Consider the following 26,742-nt stretch of genomic DNA (forward strand, 5'->3'; position numbering starts at 1 on the left):
CCGGGAGGCTGGAGCCCTCACTGTGACGGGTGCGGCAAGGCGATTCTAGAAGAATTTGGCCATGAAGCGGGGCCAGCCGGCGATCAGCCCGTCGGCATCCCCGCGAACGTCCGCTGGCCCGGCGCGACCGGGTCCCAGGCGTGGCCGCGCGCGGTGAACAGCGTCATCGAGGGCGCGTAGCGTTCCGGCGCGTCGAGGCTGGCGGCGTGGACGGTGAACAGGTCGGGCATGGCGGGGAAGGCCAGATAGACCGGCGCCCCGCAGGTCGGGCAGAAGGCGTGCGCCTTCACCGTGCCCAGGTCGCCGACGACCTCCCACCGCCGCGCCTCGCCGCTCAGCGTCACCGCCGCGTCCTTGAAGGTCAGGTACGAGCCGTGGCCCGTGCCGCTGAGGTGCTGGCAGTGGCGGCATTGGCAGTCGGCCATCACCAGCGGCTCGCCGACGATGGAATAGCGCACGGCGCCGCACGCGCAGCCGCCCGTGAAGGGGTCGCTCATCGAAATCTCCTGGTTTTGAAGAGGGAGGTCCAAGAGCGTGACAGCCGAAAGCGGATGCCGGTTTCGGCGTCCGTCACGCTCTAAAGGTTTGAACTAGTGCTGGGTCTCGTCCTGCTCGGCCGTGCAGGTCTCGAGCCGCTGCATGACGGTCTTCCAGCCCTTGCCCATGCCCTCGAAGGCGGTCGCGTTGCGCGGCAGGACGAAGCCGGAATGGACCATGCGCACGCGGGTGCCGGCCTCGCTGGCCGTCAGGGTCCAGGTGACCACCGTTTCCAGCGGCGCGCCGTAGCCGACATTGGCCTCGTGGCCGCCGCTCCAGGCATAGGCGAAGCGCTCGTTCTCGGCCACTTCCAGCACCTGGCAGCGGATCACCCCGTCCCACTGGCCGCCCGGCGTGGTCTGGAAGGTGAAGCGATGGCCCTCGACCGGCGCGAAGTCGGTCGGCGCCATCAGCCAGCGGCCCATCAGGGCGCCGTTGGTCAGGGCCTTCCACACGGTCTGGGGCGCATGCGGGAAGACCTCGTCGACGACGATCTGGCCCCCATCTGATTCGGAGGTGTCGGGCTCGGCGAGCGAGCGGGCCGGGTTGGTCATGGGTCGATCTCCTGAAGAAGGGCGCGCAGGTCGGCGAACCGTTCGCGCCAGAACACGCCGTAATGGGTCATCCAGTCGACCAGCGGCGTCAGGCCGTCGGGCTGGGCGCGGTAATAGACGTTGCGGCCCTCGGGGCGCTCGACCACCAGACCGGCGGTCCTCAGCGACTTCAGGTGCTGGGAGACCGCGCCCTGGCTGACGCCGGCCCCGCGGGTCAGTTCGCCCACGGTGATTTCCTCGGATCGCACGATCCGCTCGTAGACGGCCCGTCGCGTGGGGTCGGCCAGGGCGCGCATGACGGCGTCGATGGGGGCGGCTTCGATCATGGCGGATCAATTAGCAACGGCTAATGCATTAGTCAATGCTAATTCGTTATCCTTCTCCCCTTGCGGGAGAAGGTGGCTCGCGAAGCGAGACGGATGAGGGGTCGCTCAAACGAAAACCGCCGCGACCGGCCTTTCGGCTGATCGCGGCGGAAATGGCTTTCGACCCCTCATCCGTCGGCGGCGTTTATCCTCGGGCCGGCTTTCAGCCGGACCCGGGGGCCGACACCTTCTCCCGCAAGGGGAGAAGGGCGATCAGCTCAGCGGGCTGACGTACGGGCTGACCAGACCCAGCGGCACGGCCGTGGAGTTCTTGACGCCGCGGATGACGATCCGGCTCTCGATATTGCTGACCAGGCCCAGCGACAGCAGCTTGTCGCGCAGGAACTCGTCGAAGGCGCGCATGTCGCGGGTGACGATGCGCAGTTCGTAGTCGGCGGCGCCGGTCACGGTGGCGCACTGCACGACCTCGGCCCACTTGCCCACGGCCTGCTCGAAGACCTCGAGGTTTTCCTTGGTCGGCAGCGACAGCTTGGCGGTGCAATAGACCTCGAAGCCGAGGCCCAGTTTTTCGCGATCGAGGATGGTCACGCGGCGCTGAATGACGCCCGCGTCCTCCAGCCTTTTGATCCGTCGCCAGCACGGGCTGGACGACAGCCCGACTCGCTCCGCGATCTCCGCGACGGACAGTCCGGCGTCGTGTTGGATGAGATCCAGGATCTTGGCATCCACGGCGTCGAGTTGTTCGGACAAGATTTCCTCCCCCCAGAGGGTGATTGGCGCGCTGATCTTGCGCAAAGCGGCCTTGAGTCGGGCACACCTTGGGCAAACAATTTCCCCGTTTCTATAAGATATTGCTGAGCGGGCAGGAAGACCCGGGAGGAATTTTTTTGCTATGCGGCACTCGGAAGTCACGCTCGACGACAAATATCTGCTCGAAGATGGTCGCGCGTTCATCACCGGCGTGCAGGCGCTGATCAGAGTCCTCCTCGACAGAAAGCGCCTGGACACCCGGGCCGGGCTCAATACGGCGGGCTTCCTTTCCGGCTATCGGGGCTCGCCCCTGGGGGGATTGGATCAGCAGGCCGCCCGCCTCTCGAAGCTGCTCACCGCCCACGACGTGGTCTTCAAGGAAGGCCTGAACGAGGATCTGGCCGCCACCGCCGTCTGGGGCAGCCAGCAGGCGAACCTGTTCCCGGGCGCGACTCACGACGGCGTGTTCGGCATGTGGTACGGCAAGGCGCCGGGCGTGGACCGCACCGGCGACGTCTTCAAGCACGCCAATTTCGCCGGCGCCTTCCCGACCGGCGGCGTGCTGGCCGTGGCTGGCGACGACCACGCCTGCAAGAGCTCGACCCTGCCGTCGCAGTCTGAATTCGCGTTCCAGGACTTCGAGATGCCGGTGCTGTCGCCGGCCGACGTGCAGGAGGTGCTCGACTACGGCCTGCTGGGCATTTCGATGTCGCGCTTCTCCGGCCTGTGGACCGGCATGATCGCCCTGGCCGACACCATGGACAGCGGCGTGACCATCGACGTCTCGCTGGACCGCCACAAGCTGGTCGTGCCCGAGAACTTCCCGATGCCGCCGGGCGGCCTGGGCATCCGGCTGAAGGACCAGCCGATGGAGAAGGAGCGCCGCCTCCGTCTTCACAAGATCCCCGCCGCCCTGGCCTTCGCCCGCGCCAACGGGATCGACCGGGTCGTGCTGGGCGCGCATCACGTTCGCGTCGGCAAGGCGCGCCTGGGCATCGTCTGCCAGGGCCAGGCCTACAAGGACGTGCTGGAAGCCTTCACCGCCATGGGCATGAGCCTGGAGGAGGCGTCGGACCTGGGCGTCTCGATCTACAAGGTCGGCATGCCCTGGCCGCTGGAGCCCCTGGGCATTCGCGCCTTCGCCGCCGGCCTCGAGACCCTGATGGTCATCGAGCATAAGCGCGGCCTGATCGAGCCCCAGGCCCGGGCCGCCCTCTACGACCTGCCGGCCCACGCCCGTCCGCGGATCATCGGCAAGCTGGACGAACACGGCCATCCGCTGCTGTCGGAGCTGGGCTCGCTGTCGGTGGCCGAAATCGCCCTGGCGATCTATGACCGCCTGCCGGACGGCCCGCACATGGAGCGGGCCCAGGCCTATCTGAACCGCGTCTCGGCCGCCGGCGTCGCCGCCGTCAGCCTGGCCGCCGACCAGGCCCGCAAGCCGTTCTTCTGCTCGGGCTGCCCGCACAACACCTCGACCAAGCTGCCCGAGGGCAGCAGGGCCCTGGCCGGCATCGGCTGCCACTACATGGCCAGCTTCAACGACCCGTCGACCGACCTGAACACCCACATGGGCGGCGAAGGCCTGACCTGGGTGGGCGCCGCGCCGTTCACCACCGAAAAGCACGTCTTCCAGAACCTGGGCGACGGCACCTACAACCACTCCGGCTCGCTGGCGATCCGCGCCGCGATCGCGGCCGGGGCCAACATCACCTACAAGCTGCTGTTCAACGACGCCGTCGCCATGACCGGCGGCCAGCGCGCCGAAAGCGGCTTCACCCCGGCCCAGATCACCCGCCAGCTGGCCGCCGAAGGCGTGGCCAAGACGGTGATCGTGGTCGACGAGCTGGAGCGCTATCAAAGCGTCAACGACCTGGCCCCCGGCGTCGAGGTCTTCCCGCGCGCCGAACTGATGAGCGTGCAGAAGATGCTGCGCGACACGCCTGGCACAACGGTGCTGCTCTACGACCAGACCTGCGCCACCGAAAAGCGCCGCCGCCGCAAGCGCGGGACCATGGCCAAGGCCACCAAGCGGGTGTTCATCAACCCGCTGGTCTGCGAGGGCTGCGGCGACTGCTCGATCAAGTCCAACTGCGTGTCGGTCGAGCCGCTGAACACCGAGTTCGGCCGCAAGCGCAAGATCAACCAGTCGACCTGCAACCAGGACTACAGCTGCGTCGACGGCTTCTGCCCGTCGTTCATCACCCTGGAAGGGGCCGAGAGCACGAACGCCAAGAAGGTCCCGGCCCTGACCGCCGACTCCACGCCCCTGCCGGTGTTCGACGACTTCCATGGCGTGCGCCGGATCATCTTCACCGGCGTCGGCGGCACCGGTGTGACGACCGTAGCCTCGATCCTGGCCATGGCCGCCCACGTGGACGGCCGCGCCGGCAGCGTGGTCGACATGACCGGCCTGGCCCAGAAGGGCGGCTCGGTGTTCAGCCACGTCAAGATCGGCGAGACCGAGGAGACCGTGGTCGGCGGCCGCGTGCCCGCCGCCAGCGCCGACGTGCTGATCGCCTGCGACATGCTGGTGGCCGCTTCGCCGGAAGGCCTGTCGCTGTACGCCAAGGACCGCACCAGCGCCTTCGGCAACAGCGACTTCGCCCCCACCGCCGACTTCGTCACCAGCCGCGACATCCGCTTCGACAGCGGGGCCATGGCCCGCCGCATCAAGGGCGCGGTGAAGAGCTTCGATTCCTGCCCGGCCCAGCACCTGGCCGAGACCCAGTTCGGCGACGCCATCTTCGCCAACATGATCATAGTCGGCTTCGCCTGGCAGCGCGGGGTGATCCCGCTGTCCAGCCGCGCGGTCTATCGGGCGATCAAGCTGAACGGCGTCGACTACGAGTCCAACCTGGCGGCCTTCGAACTGGGCCGCCGCGTGGCGCACGATCCGGCCTCGATGGGGCCGCGCGACGCCGACGTGCCGACGCCGGAGACCATGCCGCTGGACGCGCTGATCGCCAAGCGGGCCGCCGACCTGACGGCCTACCAGAACGAGGCCTACGCCAAGCGCTACCTGGCTCGGATCGAGAAGGTCGCGGCGGCCGAGGCGGCCAACGGCGGCGGTGAGGCCCTGACCCGCGCGGCGGCCGTCAACCTCTACAAGCTGATGGCCTACAAGGACGAGTACGAGGTCGCCCGGCTCTATACCGACGGTCGCTTCGCGGCCGAGCTGGCCGGGACCTTCAAGGGCGGCAAGGCCAAGGTCTGGCTGGCCCCGCCGATCATCGGCGCCAAGGACAAGGACGGCATGCCGCGCAAGATGGCCTTCGGCGGCTGGATGCTCGACTACGCCTTCCCGATCATGGCGAAGATGAAGGGCCTGCGCGGCGGGCCGCTGGACGTGTTCGGCAAGACCGAGGAGCGCCGCATGGAGCGCGGCCTGATCGCCGACTACGAGGTCACGCTCGACCGCCTCGTCGGCGGCCTGACCCCCGAGCGCCTGCCGCTGGCGGCCCGCATCGCCTCGGTCCCGCAGGACATCCGCGGCTACGGCCACGTCAAGGACGCCTCGGTGGTCAAGGCCAAGGCCGAGGCCAAGACGTTGTGGAGCCAGTGGGAGGGGTAGGCGCGATAGCCCCGCACCTCCCTTTCAACCGTCATCCCGGGCCTTGTGCCCGGGACCCCTCTATCCGCCGCACGTGCTGTAGGGGCGGTTAGCCGGCGAACCGCTTGCACTTCACGTGCGGGCTGAACCAGGGGTCCCGGGCACAAGGCCCGGGATGACGACCGAAAGAGGGGGCGAAATTCGACCCGCCTACTTCTGCGTCGTCCCGTCCGCCCGGTCGGGCTTGGCGCCGCTGGCGCGGATGTTGGTCACCGACTGCAGGGTCCCGAACCAGAACGGCGAGCCCAACGAGACGGCCAGGCCGGTGATCGCCAGGCCCAGCAGGGTCAGGAAGATCTTCACCGTCGCGCTCCAGCCGCTGCGATAGGGCGTCTTGCAGACCGAGGCGGGCCGCTTGCTGGGGGGCAGGGACTTGAGCGGCTGATGGACCAGGGCGCAAAGGTTCTCCTGATTCCAGCCGATCGGCAGGGGCAGGTCCTGGGCCAGGTTGGCGGCGCTCTCGCCGGTGTCGCAGGCGGCCTCGGACGCGGCGCCGTCGACGTCGGCGGCGGCCTGGTCGCCATCCGTCACGGCCGGGCGCGGCCCGGCCAACTGGGCCTGGGCGCCGCGCGCGTCGTCAGCGCCCCTGGCCGTCGTCGAGGCCTGGGCCACCAGGCCGGCCCGGGCCACCGGGTCGCGCCACAGGTTGTCGATCAACTGCAGCGAATTGACGTTGAAGGCTAAGGCGACCGCGAAGCCGGCCCAGAAGGTCAGCCGGTGGATCCAACGCTTATAGGCCCCGCCGGTGCGGTCCATGGCGCTGTCGAACCAGGTGGCGACCTTGGTCTGGAACACGTCGAGCTTGCCCTCGGCGTCGTCGAGCATCGGCAGCAGGGCGTTCTTCAGGGCGTCGTTATTCTGGATGCCGGCCACCGCGGTCTTCAGTTGGGCGAAGCTGAGATGGGCGGTTTCGGACGGCTTCAGCGTCTCGGTCAGGGCCACGGCGAAGGTCTTGCCGGGAATATAGGACGGCGCGTTCTTGAGCAGCGCGCCCCGCTTGGTGCAGTGGTCCTCGGCCGTCTGGTGGGACTTCAGGGCGCTGATCAGCGGGTGATTCCACACCGCGCACATCTCGGGCGACCATTCGCCGGAGGTCTTCTCCGAGCCGTCGCCGCCCAGCAGGCTCTGCACCCGCGACAGCAGATATTCGCTGCGCTTGTTGAGGAAGCTGGAGATGTATTCGTTGAGCGCGGTGACGAACAGGCTGACCAGCAGGTAGACGAAGATCAGTCCGATCGCGACGTCGAGCGCGGCGCCGAAGTTCATGATGCCCTTCCCTGGGGGCTGGTTCCCGCGACCAGCGCTTCCTCAACCTTGTCGGGCAAGGTTTCACAGCTCTCCGAAAAGGGCAACGAAGGTCGGCGAACCTCGGTCTCGGCCATGACCAGCGTCTGGCGCGTTCGCGGAGCCGTGCTAGGCTGGCCGCATGGATAAGCCGGTTCAGCCAAGGCCCGTCGTGGTGACCCTTCGGCCCGAGGACGCGTTCGATCTCGGAGAGCGCGTGGCGCGTGGTGAATTCTCGTCGCTGGACGAGGCGGTGGCCGCCGAACTGGCGGACCTGAACTATCGCCGCGCCGTCGAGATCATGGGCGGCGGCGACAAGCTGGAGGCCTTGCTGGAAAGGCTGGAGGCCGAGGATGACCCCGCGGCGAACGTCGAGGCCGAGGGCTTTTTCGCGGAGCTTCGCGCGGGCTTGAAGCAGCGCCTGGATGCATCGCGCGGGTGAAGCGGCGGCTGGTGATCCCCCAATGACCCAAGCCTTCGATTTCGACGCCGTCGTGGTGGGCGCCGGCGCGGTCGGCCTGGCCTGCGGCTACGCCCTGTCCCGGCGGGGGCTGGTCGTCGCGGTGCTGGAGGGCGAAGGCCATATCGGCCAGGGCGTGTCGTCGCGCAATTCCGAGGTGATCCACGGCGGGCTCTACTATCCGACCGGCTCGCTGAAGGCGCGGTTCTGCGTCCAGGGACGGCGGCTGCTCTACGCGTTCCTCGACAAGCATCACCTCGACTACAAGAAGTGCGGCAAGCTGGTGGTGGCCACCAGCGAAAGCGAGATCCCGCAGCTGGAGGCGATCTTCCAGCAGGCCCTGGCCAACGACGTCGAGGGCATGGAGCATCTGACGGGCGCCCAGGCCCGGGCCCTGGAGCCCGGCCTCAACGCCCACACCGCCCTGCTGTCGCCCGAGAGCGGCGTGTTCGCCAGCCACGACTACATGCTGGCCCTGCAGGGCGAGATCGAGGCGGCCGGCGGGGCGGTGGTGGTGAGCACCCCGTTCGAGGGCGCCACGCCCCTGGCCGAAGGCGGCTTCACCGTGCGGATCGGCGGGGCCGAGCCGGCCAGCCTGACCTGCCGCCTGCTGGTCACCGCCCCCGGCCTTTCGGCGCAGGCCGTGGCCGGGACGATCGAAGGCTTCCCGGCCGACCAGATTCCCAAGGGCTGGTACGGCAAGGGCGTCTATTTCCGGCTGGCGGCCAAGGCGCCGTTCCAGCGGCTGATCTATCCGCCGCCGATCCACGGAGCCCTGGGCACCCACTATCGCAACGACCTGGGCGGCCAGGCGGTGTTCGGGCCCGACCTGGAGTACGTCCCGGCCCCTGACTATTCGGTCGATCCGGCCAAGGCGGCCGCCTTCGCCGCCTATGTCCGCAAGTTCTGGCCGGACGTGCCCGAGGCGCTGCTGGTTCCCGACTATGCCGGGGTGCGGCCCAAGATCCACGGTCCGGACGAGCCGCAGCCGGACTTCCAGCTGAGCGGCGCCGACACGCACGGGTTGGAAGGCCTGATGGCGCTGTTCGGCATCGAGAGCCCCGGTCTGACCAGCTCGCTGGCGATCGGCGAAGAGGTCGCGCTTCGCCTGACGGCGTAGCTTTGCCACCAACCGCCGCTTCGCGCGTTGCAATCTTGGCTTTTCAGGAGGGCGCGATGCTGGACGACTTCATCGACAGACTGATTTCGCGGTTGATGGCCGGGGCCGGCCTGATCATGGCCGCGGCGATCGCGGCGGTGGCGGGGGCGATGGCGGTGTTCGCCTTCCTGTCCCAGTGGGTCGGCTCGGCCTGGGCCTACACCATCGTCGCGGTGGTGGCGGCCGTGGTCGTCGCCGTCTGGTCGCTGCTGCACAAGCAGCACCTGGCCCGCACCCGCCAGCCGCCGCTGGACAAGCGCGTGCTGGCCATGATGCAGGAGCATCCCACGGCCTCGTTCCTGGCCGGCATGGCCGCCGCGACCCTGCTGAAGGGCAAGCCCTCGCTGGCCGCGAGCCTGTGGGAGGCTCGGAAGGGGAAACCGAAGTAGGGCGGTGGCTCACGCACTTGCCCCACCTGACCGCTTCGCGGTCTGTCCGCCCCCATAGGGGGCGGAGGACGCGCGCACGGCTCCTCTTCCCCCTCTGGGGGAAGACGGTCGCGAAGCGATCCGTAGGGGGCAAGTGTTCGCCGCTTAGCCCTTCGGAGCGACCCGCAGCACCCGCCCGTCGTCCTCATCCGTCACCAGGTACAGCGCCCCGTCCGGGCCGACCTTCACGTCGCGGATGCGGAAGTTCAGCTCCGACAGCAGGCGCTCCTCGCCGACCACCTGGTGGTCCTTCAGCGTCAGCCGCACCAGGTAGCCCTTGAGCCCGCCGACGAACAGGCTGCCCTTCCAGGCCGGGAACAGGTCGGCGTTGTAGAAGGCCAGGCCCGAGGGGGCGATCACCGGATCCCAGTAGTAGAGCGGCTGCTCCATGCCCTCGTGCTGGGTGACGCCGTCGCCGATCGGCTTGCCCGAATAGTCCTCGCCATAGGTGATGGTCGGCCAGCCGTAGTCCTTGCCGGCCTTGGGGGTGTTGAGCTCGTCGCCGCCCTTGGCGCCGTGCTCGACGGTCCACAGCTCGCCGGTCCAAGGATTGATCGTCGCCCCCTGCAGGTTGCGGTGGCCCCTGGACCAGATCTCCGGCTTGGCCTGCGGATTGCCGACATAGGGATTGTCGGCCGGGGTCGCGCCATCCGGCCGGATGCGGATGACCTTGCCCAGGGCCGCGTCCAGCTTCTGGGCCTGCATCCGGCCGGGGATGATCGACCGCTCGCCGGTGGTCACGAACAGCGCCCCGTCGCGGGCAAAGGCCAGGCGGCCGCCGAAGTGCAGGGCCGAGTCCATGGTCGGCATCTGCCGCCAGATCACCTGGACGTTCTCCAGCTTCGGCGCGGCGCCGGGCACGAGCTTGCCGCGCGCCGCCGTCGTGCCGTTGCCGCCTTCGCGCGGCTCGGCATAGGTCCAGTAGATCAGGCCGGTCTTGGCGTAGTCGGGGTCCAGCGCCACGTCCAGCAAGCCGCCCTGGCCCTCGGCATAGACCGCCGGCAGGCCGGCGACGGCGGGCGACAGCTTGCCGTCGGCGCCCAGGATCCGCAGGCGGCCGGCCCGCTCGGTGACCAGCTTGGAGCCGTCGGGCAGGAAGGCCAGGCTCCAGGGATGGTCCAGGCCCGTGGCCAGGGTCTCGACCTGATAGGCGACGCCCAGCTTCTCCTCGGGCGCGCGGGTCTGCCCTGGGAAGGCCGGCTTCTGGTCGGGCGCGTTGGGCGGACCGGTCTCGACCGGTGGGTTCGGCACGGCCTGGGCCGTGTTGGCGGGGCCGCACGCCGACAGGACCAGCGCGGCGAGGGCGAGATGGCGAAGACGCATGGGAACTGTCCGGTTGGGATGGGGGCGACGGGGCTGTTGACGACGTTGTCATTTCAATCCGCGCTTGTCATCCGCCCCTAGCTGTCATCCCGGACGAGCGCGCAGCGCGAAGATCCGGGACCGACGCCTGAGCGCCGCGCTTCCGGCGGTCCCGGATCTTCACCCGGCTTCGCCGGGCTCGTCCGGGATGACAGGCAGGAGGGAGCGTTGACTTGAACCACGCCGCCGACGAAGGTCCGGCCTCGCCGAGCCAGAAACGGAGCCCGCCTTGACCGCCATCCTGCACGCCATGTTGGGCAAGGGCCTGGGCGGGTTGGAGCAGGTGTTCCTCGACTACCAGCCGATCCTGGAGGCCTACGCGGCCCGGGACGGCGGCGCGGCCACGGGCCTGGTCCGGGCCGGCGGCAAGGTCGCCGCCCAACAGAGCGGCCGCGTGCCGCCGCTGACGGCCATGCCGGCCTATACCGACTGGGACCCGGTCACCGTCGGCGCCGCCCGCAAGATCGTCAAGGCCACGGCCCCGGACCTGATCCTCAGCCACGGCCAGCGGCCCGCCCGCCTGCTGGCCAGGGTCGCGCCGGCCAAGGCCGTGCTGGCGATCTGCGTGCACAAGCCTGCCTTCGACGTCGAGACCACGCGCACCCACTATGTCTGCGTCGGCCGGCACCTGGCCGACCTGGCGATCGAGCGCGGCGTGCCGGCCCAGCGCGTGCACTTCGTGCCCAACGCCGTGAAGCCGCCGACAACGCTGGCGACGCCGTTTCGCGACGGAATCTGCGCGCCGCGCGTCGTCGCCGCCGGCCGCCTGCATCCCAAGAAGGGCTTCGACGTGCTGATCGCGGCCCTGGCGCTGCTGCGCGATCAGGGCCAGGGCTTCGAGTGCGAGATCGCCGGCGAGGGCGACGAGCGCGGCAAGCTGGAGGGACTGATCGCCCAGCACGGCCTGGGCGGTCGCGTGCGCCTGGTCGGTTGGCGCGGCGACGTCTCGGCCTTCCTGGCGACCGGCGACGTCTTCGCCTTCCCGTCCCACCAGGAGGGCTTTCCGCTGGTGCTGCTCGAGGCCATGGCCGTCGGCCTGCCGGCCGTGTCGGCCGCGATTCCCGGGCCGGTGGAGATGATCGACGGCGGCGTCGACGGCGTCCTGGTCCCGCCGGGCGACCCGGCCGCCCTGGCGAAGGCCCTGGCCGGCGTGATCGCCACCCCGCAAAAGGCCCGCGCCCTGGGCGTGGCGGCCCGCGCCAAGGTGTTGGCCGACTATGGTCCGCAAAGCCTGAAGCGGCGTCTCGACGCGGTGCTCGATCTGATGCTCGGACGGGCTTGAAGCCGCCCCCGCTTTGCGCTTATAAGCCCGCCTCCGCTTCGTGCGGCTGGGTAGCTCAGATGGTTAGAGCGGTGGATTCATAACCCACAGGTCGGCGGTTCGATCCCGCCCCCAGCCACCACCCCCGGGTCCTGGCGGCCCTGGATGTCGGCGGTTCCCAAAATCAAAACCCCGCGACCCAATATTTCGCGTCGCCGTGTCGGATCGCGCCGTGCCTGATCGTCCTGGCTACGACAAGGTGCGCGGTCCGATGCTCTATGCCATTCTCTGCTACAATTCCGAGGACGCGGTCGGCGCCTGGACGCCGGCGGAGGACGCCGTGGTCATGGCCCGGCTCGCGATGGTCGAGGCCGTGCTGGCCGGCGCCGATCGACTGGGCGCGGTGGCCCGCCTGCTGCCGACGACGGCCGCCGTCACCCTACGCAAGGGGCGCCCGGAGGGGGGCCGCGAGTCGGTGGTGATCGACGGGCCGTTCGCCGAGACCAAGGAGCAGCTCCTGGGGTTCTATGTCGTCGATTGCGGGAACCTGGACGGGGCGATCGACGTGGCGCGCGACCTGGCCGCGGCCAATCCCGACCGGGGCGCCTATGAAATCCGTCCGCTGGCCGTCTATCGTCCCGGCGGCTTGACCCAAGGACGCGCGAGGAAGGTTCGGGCATGACCATCGCCAATATCGACGCGGCCTGGATCGACGCCGCCCTGACCGCGGCCCGGCCCCAGGCGGTGGCGGCGCTGCTGCGCTATTTCCGCGACCTGGACACCGCCGAGGAGGCCTTCCAGGACGCCTGCCTGCGAGCCTTGAAGGCCTGGCCCAAGAATGGTCCGCCGCGCGACCCGACCGCCTGGCTGATCCTGGTCGGCCGCAACGCCGCCCTGGACGGTGTGCGCAAGCAGAGCAAGTCGTCGCCGCTGCCGCCGGAAGAGCTGATCTCCGACCTGGAGGACGCCGAGGCCGCCCTGGTCGACCGGCTGGACGGCGAGCACTATCGCGACGACGTGCTGCGGCTGCTGTTCATCTGCTGCCATCCGGACCTGCCGGCGACCCAGCAGGTCGCCGTGGCCCTGCGCATCGTCTCGGGCCTGTCGGTCAGACAGATCGCTCGCGCCTTCCTGGTCGGCGAGTCGGCGATGGAGCAGCGGATCACCCGCGCCAAGGCCCGGATCGGAGCGGCCGACGTGCCGTTCGGCGCGCCCGACCCCGAGGAACGGGATAAGCGCCTGACCGCCGTGGCGGCCATGGTCTATCTGATCTTCAACGAGGGCTATTCGGCCGGCGGCAAGGAACTGCTGACCCGCGGCTCGCTGTGCGACGAGGCCATCCGGCTGGCGCGCCTGCTGCTGCGCCTATTCCCCAGCGAGCCGGAGATCATGGGCCTGACCGCCCTGCTGCTGCTGCAGCACGCCCGCGCGCCGGCGCGGTTCGACGCCGACGGGGCGGCGGTGCTGCTGGAGGACCAGGACCGCTCGCTGTGGAACCCGCGGATGATCGCCGAGGGGCTGGCCCTGATCGACAAGGCGGTGCGCCATCGCCGGCCCGGGCCCTATCTGGTGCAGGCCGCCATCGCCGCCGAGCACGACCGCGCCGAACGGGCGGATCTGACCAACTGGACTCGGATCGACTTGCTGTACGGCGACCTGGAGCAACTGGCGCCGTCGCCGGTGGTCACGCTGAACCGGGCCGTGGCGGTGTCGAAGGTGGCCGGGCCCGAGGCGGCGCTGACGATGATCGAGCCGCTGGCGCCCAAGCTGTCGGGCTATTTCCACTTCTTCGGCGTGAAGGGCGGACTGCTGCTGCAATTGGATCGGCGGGACGAGGCGCGCGTCGCCTTCGACCAGGCCATCGCCCTGGCCAACACCGCCGCCGAGGCCGCCCACATCCGCCTGCACCTGGACAGGCTGATGAAGGAAGGGACGGGCGGCTAGGGGATCTCGAAAAAAGTTTCCGGCGCGTGTCGGGTCGGCGGGGCGGCGTCCGTCCTTTGGTCGAACCCAACGGGAGACCGCCATGCCTGACGCCGCCGCCGAGGAGGTCGCGATCCGTCGCGTGATCGACGCCTGGACCAAGGCGCTGCACGACAAGGACGCCCAGGGCGCGACCGCCGACCTGACCGCCGACTTCGCGCTCTATTCGCTGGCCCCGCCGCTGGGCTCCACGGGGCCCGATCCCGCCGGCTTGCAGGCCTGGTTCGACACCTGGTCCAGCCCCATCGGCTATGACTTGCCCGATCTCGAGATCGCCGCCGCCGGCGACGTGGCCTTCGCCCACGGCCTGGCCCACATGACCGGGACCAAGACCGACGGCGAGATCGCCGACCTGTGGTTCCGCTGCACCCTGGGCCTGCGCAAGCGCGGCGGCGCCTGGAAGATCGTCCACGCCCACGAGTCCGTGCCGTTCCTGATGGACGGCAGCTTCAAGGCCGCCCTTGACCTGAAGCCCTGACCAACCCCTCGCCCGGAGAGAAACGTCCATGACCGACACCCAACCGAAAATGCCCGACCTGCCGCCCGTTTCCGGCGGCATCGTGCCCTACCTGTCGCCGAGCAACGCCGGCCAGGCGGCCGACTTCTACGCCAAGGCCTTCGGGGCCCAGGACCTCTACCGCATGCCGCCGGACGAGAAGGGCCGGACCATGCACATCCACCTGCTGATCAACGGCAATTCGCTGATGCTCAGCGATTTCTATCCCGAGCATGGCTACCCCGAGGAAAAGCCCGCCGCCTTCACCCTGCACCTGCAGGTCGACGACGTGGACAAGTGGTTCGAGCGCGCGGTGGCGGCCGGTTGCGAGGTGACCTTGCCGGTGCAGCTGATGTTCTGGGGCGACCGCTACGGCCAGTTGAAGGATCCCTACGGCTTCTCGTGGTCGATCGCCACGACGCCCAAGGCCTGAAGCCGACCCGAGTGAAGCCAACAAGGACGGGGCCGGCCATCTCGCGGATTTGGCCGGTTCCGTTCGTCGCAAGAGGAGGGGACAGCCGTGCTCAAGATCATCGCCATCGTCGTCGCCGTCGCGATCGTCGCCCTGCTGGGCTACGCGGCGACCAAGCCCAACCACTTCCGCGTCGCCCGCTCGACCGTGATCAAGGCGCCGCCGGAAAAGATCTACGCCCTGATCGACGACTTCCATAAGTGGGGCGCCTGGTCGCCCTACGAGAAGCTGGATCCGGCCATGACCCGCACCTACGGCGGCCCGGCCAGCGGGCTGGGCTCGTCCTATGCCTGGAGCGGCAACGGCAAGGCCGGGGCCGGGCGCATGGAGATCATCGAGGCCGCCGCGCCGTCGAAGCTGGTCACCAGCCTGGACTTCACCAAGCCTTTCGAGGTCCACAACAAGGCGATCTTCACCCTGGTCCCCGAGGGCGAGGCCACCCGCGTCACCTGGGCCATGGAGGGACCGTCGCCCTTCCTGTTCAAGGTGATGGACGTGATCTTCAACATGGACCGGATGGCCGGCAAGGACTTCGAGACCGGTCTGGCCAGCCTGAAGGCGGAAGCCGAAAAGTAGACCCGTCTGGGACATGCGCTTGCGCGTGTCCCCAGACACGAACCGCTCAGCAGTCGAGGAACTTCACGTCCGAGGCGGCGTAGTGCATGTCGCTGGGGGTGAACAGACTGGACAGGCCCAGCAGGGTCGGGCGGCCTGGCATTCTGAACACCGGCACCTCGGCCAGATAATAGCTCATCCGCCCCTTGGTCCGGTAGCGGCGCGCGAAGGCTTGCAGGTCCAGCAGGCCGTCGATCGCCTCCAGCAGCGGGCTGTTGAGGAACACCCCGCCCCGGGCGGCGAACAGCAGGGCCATGTCCCCGGCGAAACCGCCCAGCAGGGCGCTGAAGATCGAGATCGCCTCGCGGGCCTTGGTGTCTCCGGCTCGCGCCAGCTCTATGATAACGTTGTCATTTTCCGGCACGGCGAGAGGATCCCCGTCGCCGACCAGCGCGCAGTGGATGTCGCCGAGGCCTTCCTTGGACAGCAGGCGTTCGGCGGACACGTCGCCGTGGCGGGCGCGGACGGCCGAGAAGATCGGCGCCTCGCGGGCCTCGACCGGACAGAAGTCCATGTGACCGCCCTCGCTGGGCACGGCCAGCCAGCCCTCGCCCCGCAGCGGGGCCAGGCCGGCCACGCCCAGGCCGATGTCGGGACCCAGCACGGCGATGGCGCCGTTGCGGGCGGGCTTGCCGGGATGGACCACGCTCAGCTCGGCCTCGGCGACCTTGGGCGCGCCCATGGCGCAGGCGGTGAAGTCGTTGACCAGATAGACCCGGGGCGTGCGCAGGACGTGGCGCAGCCAAGTCAGGGAGACGCTCAGGCCGCCGTTGGTCACGACGATCGTCCCGTCGATCTCGGGACCGGCGACGGCGATCGCCGCGCCCACCAGCGCATCCGGACCCAGCTCGGCCAGGACCGACTTGAGGCCGGCTTCCAGCTCCAGCGGCGTGGAGCCGGGCAGCACCCGGTGCTCGCCGGGCGTGTCGCCGGGCCGGGCCAGGGCGACGATCAGATCGCGGCCGTTCACGTCGGCCAACAGCGCCACGCCGTGGGTCATCGGGCGGTCCTTTTCATTTCCTCGTGGGCCGGTCTTCGCCGGCCTGGGCGCATCATAACCGCAACCGGGTTATCCGCTAAATAACCGCGGCCGCTCGCGGTTCCCCATTGGCGCTCAAGAGGCGATTTTTTGCGGGGATAACCGGGGCCCGCGGCGTGGTCAGCGGCAAATAAACCTTTCCGCTGCACCGCCGATTAACGCCGCCGCGCGTTGGTAGGGGTATGTCGAAGTTTGGTTCTGACGGGGCTCTCGACCGGCGCGCCGGTCCCCGCACGTCTATGCAGCATCCCGGGAAGGTGCTTTGCGGCGCCTTCGCGTGGGACTGCGTCGTGCGCGACCAGTCGGACACGGGCCTGCGCATCCAGATGCTGTCCAGCGCGACGCCGCCGGACAGCGTCCAACTGGTCGACCTGGTCACCGGCTATGCCCACGAAGCCAAGGTGGTCTGGCAGAAGGACCGCGAATTCGGCCTGAAGATCCTTCGCAGCCACGACCTGCGGGGTCTGGCGCCGGCCTCGCTGCAGACGGCCAAGCGCATCTGGCAGGCCGGCCAGCGTCGGGTTTCGGCCAGCTAGGCGATCCAAAGCCGCGAGGTCGATCCACCGCTGTCGGCCGCCGACCCCGCGCGACGCCGCGTCATGTCAAGACTGATTTCGCTTCATAAGTGCATCTATAATTCTTCCCCCATGCGTTGACTCAATCCTTTGGGATGAGCAACTTCTCCCGCGATCATAGGTGGTCTTCAGTTGATCGCTCGCCGCGCGCGAGGGCGACGCCGAATTCCGAGGGGCCGGGAGGACGAGACATGTCTACGCCGCAGACCGCGCAGGTCTACATCACCAACACCACTGACGGAAACGCGGCGATCACGCTGTGGCACACCAATTCCGACTACCCCACCGAGTCCGGCTCATGGACAGCAGGGCCCAACCAGACGGTCGGCCCACTCACCGTGCATTTCAAGACCGGCATCGGATCGTGGACGGTCTGGGACTACTGGGCCTGCGAGATCAACGTGACCAGCGGCTCGACGCCCGGTCTCTACGAGAGCAGCGGCACCCTGGAATACAGCGACTGGAAGGAATGCCAGCTGCAGGGGCCGGACGCCGGCCAGAACCTGACCTTCACGGTCAATTCCGAGACCTTCGTCATCAATCTGGATTCCGGCGGCACCTCGACGGACATGAACCCGGTCGATCAGGTGACGGCCGAGGCCTATGTGACCAACAACACCGACGGCAACGCCATCATCACGCTGTGGCACAACAACAGCACCGACGGGACCCAGTGCGGAACCTGGACGGCGACGCCGGGCCAGCAGGTGGGGCCGCTGACCGTCACCTTCCGCCTGGGCCTGGATGTGGCCCTGGTGCTGGACTACTGGGCCCTGAAGCTGGTCGTGCAGGACGGTTCGACGCCGGGCGTCTACCAGAGCGGGGGCTCGTTGATCGACTCCCTTTGGAAGGAGTGCCAGCTGCAGTCGGCCGACGCCGGGCAGAACCTGGGACTGACGGTCGACACCGGCACGTTCTCGATCAACCTGCCCTCGGGCGGGACCACGACGGCGATGAGCAAGACCGGTCCCTACGCCCTGGTCGACAACGTCTTCGTCCTGATGCTGGAGAACCATTCGTTCGACAACATCTTCGCCCTCTCGGGCATTCCCGGGATCACGGCGGCCACCGCCTCGGACAGCAACAGCTATAACGGAACGCCCTATTTCGTCGGTTCTCCGGCCCCGCCGTCCATGCCGACCGATCCCGGCCACGAGTTCGCCGACGTCGTCGAGCAGCTGTGCGGCCAGGGCGCGACCCACACGCCGTGGCAGGCCTACAACACGCCGATCAACAACAGCGGCTTCGTCGCCAACTACGCCACCACGACCACCGAGATCACGTCGAACAATCCCGGCCTGCCGACCTCGGGCGAGTATGGCGACGTTATGCTGTGCTTCGATACGCCGACCCAGTTGCCGGTGATCTACCAGCTGGCCACCACCTTCGCCCTCTGCGACCAGTGGCATTCCTCCATTCCCGGCCCGACCTGGCCCAACCGGTTCTTCGTCCACGGCGCCTCGTCGGCGGGCTGGGCGGATTCCCCCAGCTCCGCCCAGATCGGCCTGTGGGAGGCGCCGCTGGGGGGCGGCTTCGTGTATCCCAGCGGCAGTTCGATCTACGGCAAGCTGACGGCGAACGGCCAGCAGTGGCGCCTCTATGCCGACGAGAGCGGCCCGGTGCTGGGCGGCGTGCCCCAGGTGTCGGCGCTGAAGGGCATCGTCTGGAAGCTCGACACCAACGACGTCTCTTCGCTAGCCTCGGACCTCCAGGGTCCGTATCCTTACGCCTACACCTTCATCGAGCCCAACTACGGCGATGTGTTGGGCGGCTCGTATGTCGGCGGTTCGTCGCAGCACCCGATGGATTCGGTGACGGGCGGCGAGGCCCTGATCAAGACGACCTACGAGGCGATCCGCAATTCGCCGCTCTGGGACCGCAGCCTGCTGATCATCACCTATGACGAGCACGGCGGCTTCTACGACTCCGTCGCGCCCGTCGCGGCCACGCCGCCGAACGACGGCAGCCCGCAGGACCTGTCGATCAATTCCGGCGGCTTCCTGTTCGACGTGTACGGCGTGCGCGTGCCGGCGGTGATCGTTTCGCCTCTGATCCCGGCGGGCGTGGTCGACCACACGCTCTACGATCACGCCTCGGTCTCGGCCACGCTGCAGGGGTTGTTCGGCCTGACCCCGATGACCCAGCGCGACACCGGCGCCAACAACGTCCTGTCGCTGCTGTCGCTGTCGACCCCGCGCACCGACTGCCCGACCGTCCTGAACAATCCCGCGACGGCGGCGGTCGCGCGGGCGGCGGTCGCGGCGCCCCCGCCCGACACCCCCTTTCCCGAGAGCGGCAACGCCCAGGGCTTCCTGCAGATCCTGGCCAAGACCGATGCGGCGCTGACGCGCGGCGATCCGGCCGAGACCGCGGCGATCCAGGCGCGCCTTGCCGCCATCAAGACCGTGGGCGAGGCGCAAGCCTATGGGGACGAGGTGGCGGCGAAGGTCAGCCTGGCCCGGGCGGCCCGCAAGGCCCCGCCCGCTCCGCCGTCGCGCCCGTCCCGCTGAGGGCGTCGCGTGGCCGGGATTCGCGGCCGCAAAAACGATCGGGCCCCGGCGATGTCTCGCCGGGGCCCGAACGGACTAGCTGTGATTTTCGCGAGACCCGGGGCCGGATCAGGCGGCGGCGTTTTCGGCCCGAGCGGCTTCTTCGGCCATGGCGCGAACCAGGTCGAGAACCTGACGGCGCACGCGGCCGCGGCCGATCTTCGGGAACACTTCGGCCAGTTCCAGACCCTCGGGGGTGGTCAGGAATTCCTGCACGATGCGTTCGGCCTGTTGACCGACTTCGTCGCCGTCGGAACCGTCCATCGGGTCGGCCAGGCCGTCGAAGAAGAACGACACCGGGACCTGGAGGGTCTTGGCGATTTCATACAGCTTCGAAGCGCTGACGCGGTTGGCGCCACGCTCGTACTTCTGCACCTGCTGGAAGGTCAGGCCCAGCGAGTCGGCCAGCTGTTCCTGGCTGACGCCCAAAAGCTTGCGACGCATCCGGACACGGCCACCGACGTGCAGATCGACGGGATTCGGGCGTCGGCCCTCGGTTTCTTCGCTCAAGTTTCGCCTCCAAAGGTTGTCAATTCACCATGCCACGTCCGGGGCGTTCATGGAACGCGGCAGAGGCAGGGCGCGGCGTTAGGTCGCTGTGGTTTAGCTGACAAGCCCCAAGCTTTCCCTAACGTAGGGACGTACACGCCCAGATCGAGGCGATTTCCGGGCAAAATTGTTTCGCTGTACGACAGCTCTAGGTGTTGAACGCCTGACGGAAGGGTTGTGATCCGCGGTCCGCCCAGATTCGGCGAGCCTGTCCGAACACGTCGTTAAGCCGATACAGGGTCTCGGCGGCCAGGGTCTCGTCGCGGGCGGTCCCCGGGGCGAACTGCGGGATCTGGGCGCGAACCACCTGGCGCTGCACGGCGGCCAGATTGCCGAAGGCCCGCAGATCGAACTCGTCGACATGATAGCCGACCGGCCCGTCCATGCCGATCGCCTCGCGCACCCGTTCCAGCAGGTCGGGCGACAGCGCGATCTCGGAGCCGGCGACCACGCCATAGGCATAGGGCCGGGGCAGGCCGACCAGGCGTGTGTCGATCGGCGAATTCAGGATCCCGGGATAGAGCGACATGTCGATCATGCCGACGAAGCGCGAGACCTTGTTGACCAGGGCCAGCTCCATCGCCGCGGCCCAGACCTCGAACACCCGGGCGCCGCGGCCCGGACCCTTCTTGGCGCGATAGATCTCGGTGGTGAACAGGCGGGTCGCCTCCCAGACGTCGAAGCCTTTCTTGGGCGTCTCGCCGGGCGCGATCAGGTGGGGGAACTTGTCGGCCAGCATGCAGCGCTCGTCGGTGGGATGCAGGCGCAAGCCGACCTCGAGCAGCATGTCGTCATCGAAACCCAGCAGGTAGATGGCGCGGAAGTCGTCGTAGTCGTCGACCTCGCCGCCATCGAGCACGACCAGGTCGACCCAGCCGTTCTTCTCGACGCACTGCTCGCGCCGCTGTTCGTGCATGGCCCACAACTGCGGCCCGTAAAGGTGTCGGTTCTCGGACGTGACGATGTGGATCATGGTTCCATCCCCCGCGGCGGATGGCGTTCATAGATCACAGGTTCTTCGCGCGCCGGGATAGGCCGAACGGCCTATAGCTGACCCTGGATTGTGCGCCCTGGCGGGCTTGCTTCCGGCCGCCGACAGACGGAACATGGGGCATGACCAGCCATGACGACGGACAAGCCGGAACCGAGCGCTACCGCACCTTCGCGGCGTTCTATCCCTTCTATCTGACCGAACACGTCAACCGCGTCAGCCGGCGGCTGCACGTGATCGGCACGACCCTGGTCATCGCCGTCCTGGCCTGCGGTTTCCTGGTCGACTGGCGGTTCTTCGTGGCCGCGCCCCTGGTCGGCTACGGCTTCGCCTGGGTCGGGCACTTCGTGTTCGAGAAGAACCGGCCGGCCACGTTCAAGCACCCGTTCTACAGCCTGGCGGGCGATTTTCGGCTGTGGTTCGAGGTGGTGACGGGCAAGCGACCCTTCTAGGTCTCTTCGCTTTTGCGATATTGCATCGCAGCAAAACCCGGTTCATGATCGTTGCCATACCCATAATGAAAGATGGGCAAGAACGATAAGACGATCGGGAGCGCAGGATGTCAGGCAAGCCGTATCAGCACGCGCCGGATGCGCCGTGGATTTTCCGGACCTATGCGGGGCATTCCACGGCCGAGAAATCCAACGCGCTGTACCGGGCCAACCTGGCCAAGGGCCAGACCGGCCTCTCCGTCGCCTTCGACCTGCCCACCCAGACCGGCTACGACGCCGACCACATCCTGGCGCGCGGCGAGGTCGGCAAGGTGGGGGTGCCGATCAGCCATATCGGCGACATGCGCCAGCTGTTCGACCAGATCCCGCTGGAACAGTCCAACACCTCCATGACCATCAACGCCCCGGCCGCTTGGCTGCTGGCGATGTACGTGGCGTTGGCCGACGAGCAGGGGGCCGATCGCGCGCTCCTGCAGGGCACCACCCAGAATGACCTGATCAAGGAGTATCTGAGCCGGGGCACCTACATCTTCCCGCCGGGCCCGAGCCTGCGGCTGATCGGCGACATGATCGCCTGGTGCTACCGGGAGGTTCCCAAGTGGAACCCGATGAACGTCTGCAGCTACCACCTGCAGGAGGCGGGCGCGACGCCGGAGCAGGAGCTGGCCTTCGCCCTGGCCACGGCGATCAGCGTGCTCGACACCGTCAAGGCCGGCGGCCAGGTGCCCGAGGAAGACTTCGAGATCGTCGCCTCGCGGATCAGCTTCTTCGTCAACGCCGGGGTGCGGTTCGTCACCGAGCTTTGCAAGATGCGGTCGTTCACGCGCCTGTGGGACCAGATCCTGCTGGAGCGCTACGGCGTGCGGGACCAGAAGGCCCGGCGCTTCCGCTACGGGGTGCAGGTCAACAGCCTGGGCCTGACCGAGCAGCAGCCCGAGAACAACGTCTACCGCATCCTGATCGAGGCCCTGGCGGTGACGCTCAGCAAGGACGCCCGCTGCCGGGCCCTGCAGCTGCCGGCCTGGAACGAGGCGCTGGGCCTGCCGCGTCCGTTCGACCAGCAGTGGTCGCTGCGGCTGCAGCAGGTGCTGGCCTACGAGACCGACCTGCTGGAATACGAGGACCTGTTCGACGGCAGCCACGTGGTCGAGGCCAAGGTCGCCGAGCTGTCGAAGGGGGCGCTGGAGCAGCTGGCCCTGATCGACGCCATGGGCGGGGCGCCCAACGCCATCGACTACATGAAGACCGAGCTGGTCGGTTCGAACGCCCGGCGCGTGCGCTCGGTCGAGACGGGCGACATGACCGTGGTCGGGGTCAACCGCTGGACCGACAGCGAGGACTCGCCCCTGTCGGCCGGCGAGAGCAGCATCGAGACCGTCGATCCGCGCCTGGAGGCCGGCGTCGTCGAGCGGTTGAAGGCCTGGCGCGCGGCCCGCGACCCAGTGGCCGCCGAAGCCGCCATGGCCGACCTGAAGGCCGCGGCCGCCGACGGCCGCAACATCATGGAGCCCTCGATCGTCGCCGCCAAGGCCGGGATCACCACCGGCGAGTGGGCCGGGGCCCTGCGCGAGGTGTTCGGCGAATATCGCGGCCCGACCGGCGTGGCCGTCGTGGTCTCGACCGGCGAGGCCGAGGACGTCGAGGCGGTCAAGCGCGAGGTCGAGCGGGTCTCGCGGGTGCTGGGCCGCACCCTGACCTACCTGGTCGGCAAGCCGGGCCTGGACGGCCACTCCAACGGCGCCGAGCAGATCGCCACCCGGGCCCGGGCTTGCGGCATGGAGGTGATCTATGACGGCATCCGCTCGACCCCGGAAGAGATCGTCCGCCGCGCCAAGGAAGGCCGCGCCCACGTGGTGGGCCTGTCCATCCTGTCGGGCTCGCACCTGGACCTGGTGCAGGAGGTCATCCGCGTGATGCGCGCCGAAGGCCTGGGCCACATCCCGGTCGTGGCCGGCGGCATCATCCCCGAGGGCGACGCCCTGATCCTCAAACAGATGGGCGTGGCGCGGATCTACACGCCGAAGGACTTCAAGATCACCGAGATCATGGGCGACGTGGTGCGGCTGGTGGAGGAGGCGGCGCTGGCGGAAGCTTGAGTTCGGGGAATCAGATGCACTGTCACCGTACCGGGGTAGGGGGACTAGGCGGGCTGATCGAGCAGGGCGCGCGGCTCGCCATCAAGGATTTAAGGCGCGGCCTCGCCGCTGCGGGCTTTCCGCGCCCCCGGAGAGAGGGCGCTCAAGTCCGCTTCCCTCCCCACGCCCCCGCCCGCGCCGCCGCGAACCACATGACCGGCGCCTGGCCGTGCAGGTCTCCGGTCGTCCGGGGACGGTTTAGATAGTAGGCGGCGTCTTGCGACTGGCCGGTGCCGATGCAGACGTCCGACACCTGACCGTCCGCGCCGACATAGGCGGCCAGGGCTTTCCAGGCCCGGTCGCCGGCGGTGCGATAGGCCTTCTCGCGCAGCAGGCCTCGGCCGACGCCGACGGTCATGGCGAAGCCGAACATCGCCGTGGACGAGGTCTCCTTCCAGGCGTCGGGATAGTCGATCAACTGCCGCCACATGCCGTCGTCGGCCTGATAGCGCAGAAGCGCGGCCATCATCTTCCGATAGCCGGCGTGCACGGCCGCGAACCGCGCGTGGGTCGGCGGCAGTTCGGACAGCACCTCGGCCAGTCCCGCGGCCACCCAGCCGTTGCCGCGTCCCCAGAAGAACGGCGCGTCCGGGCCGTGGTGGATCAGGCCGTTGGGCTGCTGCAGGCGCTCCACATAGGCCTGGGCCGTATGGGCCGCGCGGTCCAGGTAGCGGGTCTCGCCGGTGGCGCGCCAGGCCTGCAGCTGCAGGGCGCCGATCATCCAGATGTCGTCGATCCAGAACCGCGACTGGGCGCTGAGGCCGTCGGGGCGCGGATCGCGCCACTGGCCGTCGGCCAGGGCCAGGCCGCGCTCGAGGTCCGCCTGGTCACGGGTCCGCCGATAGAGCTCCAGCGGCCAGACGCCGTAGACATTGACGTCGACATGGTTGGCGGTGTTGACGATGTGGGCGGCCAGCAGGCGCTGGTGGCGCTCGGCCAGGCGGGCGAACAGCGCCGTGTCGCCGGTGGCGGCGGCCAGCCGGGCCACGCCATAGGCGGCGGCCACCTCGGCGTAGTGCACGCCCGTGACCTCGCCGGCCTTGTTGTACATCATGAAGTCGGGCCGCCCGAGATAGGCGTTGGCCGCCCGCGCGCCGATGTCGTCCGAGGCGCGCGCCGACGCCGCGCCGGACGCCAGCAGCCCCGCGCCCGCCGCCAGTCCGCCGATCACCGTCCGCCTGTCCATCCCGGCCTCGCTTTCGTGTTACACTGCCTTCATGACCCTTGACGAAGCCCTCGCCAAGCTGCGCGCGGCCAAGCCGCTGCTGGACCGGTACGGCGTCCAGCGCGTCGGCGTGTTCGGCTCGACGGCGCGAGGCGAGGCGGGACCGGACAGCGACGTGGACGTGCTGGTGGAGTTCCTGCCCGCCACGCTTCCGGGATTTGGCTTCTTCCGGCTGGAGCGGGATCTGGCGGCGCTGTTTGGAAAGCCGGTTGATCTCGTCACGCCGGACGGACTGCACGACCTGATCCAGGAGAAAGTACTGGGCGAGGCGGTCTTTGCGTGATCCCGTCGACCGCCTCTACCTGTCGCGAATGCTCGACGCGATAGGACGCATTCGGCTCTACACGCGGGGCATGGATCAAGCGGCTTTTCTGGCTGACCCCATGGCGTGCGACGCGGTCGCCGGTGGTGGAACTCGATCCGCTGGCGACGGCGGTTGAGCACATCGTCGCCTTGGAAGCCTAGTCCCGTCCCAACCGCCAGGCCGCCGCCAGTCCCACCAGCGCCAGCGGCACGAACGCCGCGAACAGCCACGGGCCGTGCGTCAGGCCGCTCGCCGGGGTGACACCCTGGGCGAAACCCAGGGCGTTGGCCAGGGCGCCGGCGGCGGCCGCGCCGGTGGCGCCGCCGATCAGCTGGGTGGTGGGCACGGCGGCCGAGGCCAGGGGCTGCTCCTCCAGCGGCGCGCCGCCGATCACCCGCTTGGCCAGGAACGCCCAGCAGATGCCGAAGCCGCCGCCCAGGGTGATCATCGACAGGGTGATCCCGACCAGGCCGCCGTGCACGATCTCGACCGCGCCCCAGGCGACTCCGGCCGCGATGACCACGGCCCCCAGGCGGATCGCCCGGCCCTCGTGCCTGGGCTTCAGCCCCGCGACGACGAACGACAAGGCCGTCCAGCCAGCGGCGATGCCGCCGATCACATAGCCGCTCAGCAGCGGCTCGGCGCCGTGCAGCACCTGGATGAAGGTCGGACCGTAGACCGAGAAGCCGACGGTCGCCGCCTCGCAGAAGAAGATCACCGCCAGACCAAGGCCGGTCGCGGTGGCCAGGTCGGACGCCGAGCGCGGCAACAGGCGGTCGGGCGAGCGGTCGTTGACCACCATCATGGCCGCCATGGCCAGGGTTCCGAACACCGCGCACAACGCCGCCGTCAGTCCGCCCGGCACGACGCCCGCCGCGGCGATCAGGGTCACGCCCAGGGTCAGCAGGGCCAGCTGCCGCCGGGGGATGCGTCCGCCTTGGGGAGCCTTGGGGGCGGACGGCACCATGACCAGCACCGCGCCCACGAAGATCACCGCCTGGACCACGAAGAACCAGAACGCCCCGCGCCAGAAGCCGGCCTGGGCGAACAGTCCGCCGCACAGCGGACCCAGCAGGGTCGCCGCGCCCCACACCCCGGCGATCGCGCCATAGACCCGCGGCCACAGGCTTTCGGGGAACATGGCGTTGATGGCGACGTAGCACAGCGAGACGATCGCCCCCGCGCCCAGGCCCTGGACCAGACGGCCGGCCACGAAGGTCAGGAACTCCGGCGCGCACGCGCCCATGGCGCAGCCGACGGCGTAGACCACGCCCGCCAGGGCGGTGGCGCGGCGCAGGCCGAACCGGATCGACAACTTGCCCGCGCAGGCCCCCGCCAGGATCGAGCCCAGAAGGAAGGCGGCGATCGACCAGCCGAAATATTGCCAACCGCCGATCTCCTTGGCGATGCTGGGCATGATCGTCACCGTCACCAGGGTGTCGGCGGCGTTCAGCCAGATGCCCAGGCACAGCAGGGCGAAGCGTGGGGCCAGTTCGGCGTTCACCAGGCCGCGCCAGCTGTTCGAGGGGGTCATGAGCGTCTCCAGGGACGCGGTAAATGCTCCTTCGGACCGGCCAAGCCAAGCCTTGGGGCTGAACTTCACGACGGCCGCGCCGTTGGATG

At 68.9% G+C, this 26,742-nt stretch carries 26 protein-coding genes and 1 tRNA gene; 16 read left to right on the forward strand and 11 right to left on the reverse strand.

Going from position 1 to position 26,742, the window contains the following annotated elements; all coding sequences use genetic code 11:
* Nucleotides 1–83: 83 nt before the first annotated feature.
* From ASD38_RS16020 to ASD38_RS16035, 4 genes are all read right to left on the reverse strand, one after another.
* Nucleotides 84–497, reverse strand: coding sequence for a GFA family protein (locus ASD38_RS16020; protein ID WP_056438969.1), 414 nt, complete (start codon nucleotides 495–497; stop codon nucleotides 84–86).
* A 93-nt stretch (nucleotides 498–590) separates the two neighbouring features.
* Complete coding sequence (locus ASD38_RS16025) at nucleotides 591–1,091, reverse strand: SRPBCC family protein (RefSeq protein ID WP_056438972.1); 501 nt, start codon at nucleotides 1,089–1,091, stop codon at nucleotides 591–593.
* Nucleotides 1,088–1,417 (reverse strand): ArsR/SmtB family transcription factor, encoded by a 330-nt coding sequence (locus ASD38_RS16030; RefSeq protein WP_056461537.1) that lies wholly within the window; start codon nucleotides 1,415–1,417, stop codon nucleotides 1,088–1,090. The genes ASD38_RS16025 and ASD38_RS16030 overlap by 4 nt, the downstream gene beginning before the upstream one ends.
* Nucleotides 1,418–1,669: 252 nt before the next feature.
* A complete protein-coding gene (locus ASD38_RS16035) occupies nucleotides 1,670–2,167 on the reverse strand; it encodes an Lrp/AsnC family transcriptional regulator (RefSeq protein WP_029914476.1) in 498 nt (165 codons plus the stop codon).
* Between the two features lie 142 nt (nucleotides 2,168–2,309).
* Between ASD38_RS16035 and ASD38_RS16040 the strand changes: the two genes are divergently transcribed.
* Complete coding sequence (locus ASD38_RS16040) at nucleotides 2,310–5,741, forward strand: indolepyruvate ferredoxin oxidoreductase family protein (protein WP_056461540.1); 3,432 nt, start codon at nucleotides 2,310–2,312, stop codon at nucleotides 5,739–5,741.
* A 189-nt stretch (nucleotides 5,742–5,930) separates the two neighbouring features.
* Here ASD38_RS16040 and ASD38_RS16045 read toward each other — a convergent pair whose 3' ends face one another.
* Entirely contained in the window at nucleotides 5,931–7,046 is a 1,116-nt protein-coding gene (locus ASD38_RS16045; protein ID WP_056461543.1) for a hypothetical protein, read from the reverse strand.
* 160 nt (nucleotides 7,047–7,206) lie between these two features.
* Between ASD38_RS16045 and ASD38_RS16050 the strand changes: the two genes are divergently transcribed.
* From ASD38_RS16050 to ASD38_RS16060, 3 genes are read left to right on the forward strand one after another with little or no spacing between them, the layout of a single operon-like run.
* Nucleotides 7,207–7,506: a hypothetical protein gene (locus ASD38_RS16050; protein ID WP_056438983.1), complete on the forward strand. Its 300-nt coding sequence runs from the start codon at nucleotides 7,207–7,209 to the stop codon at nucleotides 7,504–7,506.
* 22 nt (nucleotides 7,507–7,528) lie between these two features.
* Complete coding sequence (locus ASD38_RS16055; protein ID WP_056461546.1) at nucleotides 7,529–8,644, forward strand: NAD(P)/FAD-dependent oxidoreductase; 1,116 nt, start codon at nucleotides 7,529–7,531, stop codon at nucleotides 8,642–8,644.
* Nucleotides 8,645–8,700: 56 nt separating this feature from the next.
* Nucleotides 8,701–9,072 carry a hypothetical protein gene (locus tag ASD38_RS16060; RefSeq protein ID WP_056438991.1) on the forward strand — a complete coding sequence of 124 codons (372 nt, stop codon included), beginning with the start codon at nucleotides 8,701–8,703 and terminating at the stop codon, nucleotides 9,070–9,072.
* A gap of 144 nt (nucleotides 9,073–9,216) precedes the next feature.
* On the opposite strand, the gene ASD38_RS16065 is transcribed toward ASD38_RS16060, so the two are convergent.
* On the reverse strand, nucleotides 9,217–10,434 hold the full coding sequence (locus ASD38_RS16065) for a PQQ-dependent sugar dehydrogenase (RefSeq protein WP_056461549.1): 1,218 nt from the start codon (nucleotides 10,432–10,434) through the stop codon (nucleotides 9,217–9,219).
* A 268-nt stretch (nucleotides 10,435–10,702) separates the two neighbouring features.
* On the opposite strand from ASD38_RS16065, the gene ASD38_RS16070 reads away from it, so the two are divergent.
* The 7 genes from ASD38_RS16070 to ASD38_RS16100 all read left to right on the forward strand — a co-directional run bounded on the left by ASD38_RS16070 (nucleotide 10,703) and on the right by ASD38_RS16100 (nucleotide 15,261).
* Nucleotides 10,703–11,755 carry a glycosyltransferase gene (locus tag ASD38_RS16070; protein WP_056461552.1) on the forward strand — a complete coding sequence of 351 codons (1,053 nt, stop codon included), beginning with the start codon at nucleotides 10,703–10,705 and terminating at the stop codon, nucleotides 11,753–11,755.
* A 44-nt stretch (nucleotides 11,756–11,799) separates the two neighbouring features.
* Nucleotides 11,800–11,876: transfer RNA gene (locus ASD38_RS16075), tRNA-Met, on the forward strand.
* A 129-nt stretch (nucleotides 11,877–12,005) separates the two neighbouring features.
* Nucleotides 12,006–12,416, forward strand: a complete 411-nt coding sequence (locus tag ASD38_RS16080) for a YciI family protein (protein ID WP_056439705.1) — start codon at nucleotides 12,006–12,008, stop codon at nucleotides 12,414–12,416.
* Nucleotides 12,413–13,678: an RNA polymerase sigma factor gene (locus ASD38_RS16085; RefSeq protein WP_056461555.1), complete on the forward strand. Its 1,266-nt coding sequence runs from the start codon at nucleotides 12,413–12,415 to the stop codon at nucleotides 13,676–13,678. The genes ASD38_RS16080 and ASD38_RS16085 overlap by 4 nt, the downstream gene beginning before the upstream one ends.
* 82 nt (nucleotides 13,679–13,760) lie before the next feature.
* Nucleotides 13,761–14,195, forward strand: coding sequence for a YybH family protein (locus ASD38_RS16090; protein ID WP_056461558.1), 435 nt, complete (start codon nucleotides 13,761–13,763; stop codon nucleotides 14,193–14,195).
* 28 nt (nucleotides 14,196–14,223) lie between these two features.
* Complete coding sequence (locus ASD38_RS16095; RefSeq protein ID WP_056461560.1) at nucleotides 14,224–14,646, forward strand: VOC family protein; 423 nt, start codon at nucleotides 14,224–14,226, stop codon at nucleotides 14,644–14,646.
* Nucleotides 14,647–14,733: 87 nt separating this feature from the next.
* Nucleotides 14,734–15,261 carry an SRPBCC family protein gene (locus ASD38_RS16100; protein WP_056461563.1) on the forward strand — a complete coding sequence of 176 codons (528 nt, stop codon included), beginning with the start codon at nucleotides 14,734–14,736 and terminating at the stop codon, nucleotides 15,259–15,261.
* Between the two features lie 46 nt (nucleotides 15,262–15,307).
* On the opposite strand, the gene ASD38_RS16105 is transcribed toward ASD38_RS16100, so the two are convergent.
* On the reverse strand, nucleotides 15,308–16,300 hold the full coding sequence (locus ASD38_RS16105) for a glucokinase (RefSeq protein WP_056461566.1): 993 nt from the start codon (nucleotides 16,298–16,300) through the stop codon (nucleotides 15,308–15,310).
* A 221-nt stretch (nucleotides 16,301–16,521) separates the two neighbouring features.
* On the opposite strand from ASD38_RS16105, the gene ASD38_RS16110 reads away from it, so the two are divergent.
* Nucleotides 16,522–16,875: a PilZ domain-containing protein gene (locus tag ASD38_RS16110; RefSeq protein WP_082554671.1), complete on the forward strand. Its 354-nt coding sequence runs from the start codon at nucleotides 16,522–16,524 to the stop codon at nucleotides 16,873–16,875.
* A gap of 230 nt (nucleotides 16,876–17,105) precedes the next feature.
* On the forward strand, nucleotides 17,106–19,424 hold the full coding sequence (locus ASD38_RS16115) for an alkaline phosphatase family protein (protein WP_200941406.1): 2,319 nt from the start codon (nucleotides 17,106–17,108) through the stop codon (nucleotides 19,422–19,424).
* A gap of 108 nt (nucleotides 19,425–19,532) precedes the next feature.
* Here ASD38_RS16115 and ASD38_RS16120 read toward each other — a convergent pair whose 3' ends face one another.
* A complete protein-coding gene (locus tag ASD38_RS16120; protein ID WP_056439019.1) occupies nucleotides 19,533–19,973 on the reverse strand; it encodes a helix-turn-helix domain-containing protein in 441 nt (146 codons plus the stop codon).
* Nucleotides 19,974–20,160: 187 nt separating this feature from the next.
* Complete coding sequence (locus ASD38_RS16125; RefSeq protein WP_056461569.1) at nucleotides 20,161–20,985, reverse strand: acyl-homoserine-lactone synthase; 825 nt, start codon at nucleotides 20,983–20,985, stop codon at nucleotides 20,161–20,163.
* Between the two features lie 140 nt (nucleotides 20,986–21,125).
* Here ASD38_RS16125 and ASD38_RS16130 point away from each other — a divergent pair, with 140 nt between their 5' ends.
* Both ASD38_RS16130 and ASD38_RS16135 read left to right on the forward strand, forming a co-directional pair.
* Complete coding sequence (locus tag ASD38_RS16130; RefSeq protein WP_056439024.1) at nucleotides 21,126–21,455, forward strand: Mpo1-like protein; 330 nt, start codon at nucleotides 21,126–21,128, stop codon at nucleotides 21,453–21,455.
* Between the two features lie 107 nt (nucleotides 21,456–21,562).
* The gene (locus ASD38_RS16135) at nucleotides 21,563–23,551 is read left to right on the forward strand and encodes a protein meaA (protein WP_056439027.1); all 1,989 of its coding nucleotides are present in this window, start codon (nucleotides 21,563–21,565) and stop codon (nucleotides 23,549–23,551) included.
* A gap of 142 nt (nucleotides 23,552–23,693) precedes the next feature.
* On the opposite strand, the gene ASD38_RS16140 is transcribed toward ASD38_RS16135, so the two are convergent.
* A complete protein-coding gene (locus ASD38_RS16140; RefSeq protein ID WP_056439029.1) occupies nucleotides 23,694–24,776 on the reverse strand; it encodes a glycoside hydrolase family 88/105 protein in 1,083 nt (360 codons plus the stop codon).
* Between the two features lie 31 nt (nucleotides 24,777–24,807).
* Between ASD38_RS16140 and ASD38_RS16145 the strand changes: the two genes are divergently transcribed.
* Nucleotides 24,808–25,098 (forward strand): nucleotidyltransferase family protein, encoded by a 291-nt coding sequence (locus ASD38_RS16145; protein ID WP_056439032.1) that lies wholly within the window; start codon nucleotides 24,808–24,810, stop codon nucleotides 25,096–25,098.
* A gap of 178 nt (nucleotides 25,099–25,276) precedes the next feature.
* Here ASD38_RS16145 and ASD38_RS16150 read toward each other — a convergent pair whose 3' ends face one another.
* Nucleotides 25,277–26,653 (reverse strand): MFS transporter, encoded by a 1,377-nt coding sequence (locus tag ASD38_RS16150; RefSeq protein ID WP_056461572.1) that lies wholly within the window; start codon nucleotides 26,651–26,653, stop codon nucleotides 25,277–25,279.
* Between the last annotated feature and the right edge of the window lie 89 nt (nucleotides 26,654–26,742).

Origin of the sequence: Caulobacter sp. Root487D2Y, assembly GCF_001427165.1 — a bacterium.
GTDB lineage: Bacteria > Pseudomonadota > Alphaproteobacteria > Caulobacterales > Caulobacteraceae > Caulobacter.

Coding starts and splice junctions, on each gene's coding strand:
- ASD38_RS16020 (WP_056438969.1), bottom strand. CDS start 497: ATGAGCGACCCCTTCACGGGCGGCTGCGCGTGCGGCGCCGTGCGCTAT.
- ASD38_RS16025 (WP_056438972.1), bottom strand. CDS start 1,091: ATGACCAACCCGGCCCGCTCGCTCGCCGAGCCCGACACCTCCGAATCA.
- ASD38_RS16030 (WP_056461537.1), bottom strand. CDS start 1,417: ATGATCGAAGCCGCCCCCATCGACGCCGTCATGCGCGCCCTGGCCGAC.
- ASD38_RS16040 (WP_056461540.1), top strand. CDS start 2,310: ATGCGGCACTCGGAAGTCACGCTCGACGACAAATATCTGCTCGAAGAT.
- ASD38_RS16045 (WP_056461543.1), bottom strand. CDS start 7,046: ATGAACTTCGGCGCCGCGCTCGACGTCGCGATCGGACTGATCTTCGTC.
- ASD38_RS16050 (WP_056438983.1), top strand. CDS start 7,207: ATGGATAAGCCGGTTCAGCCAAGGCCCGTCGTGGTGACCCTTCGGCCC.
- ASD38_RS16055 (WP_056461546.1), top strand. CDS start 7,529: ATGACCCAAGCCTTCGATTTCGACGCCGTCGTGGTGGGCGCCGGCGCG.
- ASD38_RS16060 (WP_056438991.1), top strand. CDS start 8,701: ATGCTGGACGACTTCATCGACAGACTGATTTCGCGGTTGATGGCCGGG.
- ASD38_RS16065 (WP_056461549.1), bottom strand. CDS start 10,434: ATGCGTCTTCGCCATCTCGCCCTCGCCGCGCTGGTCCTGTCGGCGTGC.
- ASD38_RS16080 (WP_056439705.1), top strand. CDS start 12,006: ATGCTCTATGCCATTCTCTGCTACAATTCCGAGGACGCGGTCGGCGCC.
- ASD38_RS16085 (WP_056461555.1), top strand. CDS start 12,413: ATGACCATCGCCAATATCGACGCGGCCTGGATCGACGCCGCCCTGACC.
- ASD38_RS16090 (WP_056461558.1), top strand. CDS start 13,761: ATGCCTGACGCCGCCGCCGAGGAGGTCGCGATCCGTCGCGTGATCGAC.
- ASD38_RS16095 (WP_056461560.1), top strand. CDS start 14,224: ATGACCGACACCCAACCGAAAATGCCCGACCTGCCGCCCGTTTCCGGC.
- ASD38_RS16105 (WP_056461566.1), bottom strand. CDS start 16,300: ATGACCCACGGCGTGGCGCTGTTGGCCGACGTGAACGGCCGCGATCTG.
- ASD38_RS16110 (WP_082554671.1), top strand. CDS start 16,522: ATGTCGAAGTTTGGTTCTGACGGGGCTCTCGACCGGCGCGCCGGTCCC.
- ASD38_RS16115 (WP_200941406.1), top strand. CDS start 17,106: ATGTCTACGCCGCAGACCGCGCAGGTCTACATCACCAACACCACTGAC.
- ASD38_RS16125 (WP_056461569.1), bottom strand. CDS start 20,985: ATGATCCACATCGTCACGTCCGAGAACCGACACCTTTACGGGCCGCAG.
- ASD38_RS16130 (WP_056439024.1), top strand. CDS start 21,126: ATGACCAGCCATGACGACGGACAAGCCGGAACCGAGCGCTACCGCACC.
- ASD38_RS16135 (WP_056439027.1), top strand. CDS start 21,563: ATGTCAGGCAAGCCGTATCAGCACGCGCCGGATGCGCCGTGGATTTTC.
- ASD38_RS16140 (WP_056439029.1), bottom strand. CDS start 24,776: ATGGACAGGCGGACGGTGATCGGCGGACTGGCGGCGGGCGCGGGGCTG.
- ASD38_RS16145 (WP_056439032.1), top strand. CDS start 24,808: ATGACCCTTGACGAAGCCCTCGCCAAGCTGCGCGCGGCCAAGCCGCTG.
- ASD38_RS16150 (WP_056461572.1), bottom strand. CDS start 26,653: ATGACCCCCTCGAACAGCTGGCGCGGCCTGGTGAACGCCGAACTGGCC.